General features: G+C 40.3%; 1 protein-coding gene. It reads right to left on the bottom strand.

Annotation, left to right across the window (positions count from 1 at the left end; translation table 11 throughout):
• On the bottom strand, positions 1–231 hold a 231-nt coding region (locus tag I5349_RS14185; RefSeq protein WP_226391408.1), incomplete at both ends, for a phenylalanine--tRNA ligase beta subunit-related protein.

Genomic DNA, 231 nt, shown 5'->3' with positions numbered 1-231 from the left:
AATCTCAGTTTTAGAGATTGGATTAGGATAGATATCCACTATCTCAGAAGAAAACTCTCCGCCAGCCAGATCTTGGATGAGGAGAGCTGCTTTTTTGAGTGCATAGATCACCATATCTGGATCTGTCCCTCGCTCAAATCTGAAAGGGGCATCTGTTTTTAATCCATGATGTTGAGCACCTTTTCTGATGGTATCTGGAGAAAAATAAGCACTTTCTAAAAACATGTCTTG

Source organism: Penaeicola halotolerans (assembly GCF_016464625.1).
In the GTDB taxonomy this organism is placed as follows: Bacteria; Bacteroidota; Bacteroidia; order Cytophagales; family Cyclobacteriaceae; genus Penaeicola; species Penaeicola halotolerans.
This window is presented reverse-complemented; position numbering and strand designations above follow the sequence as displayed.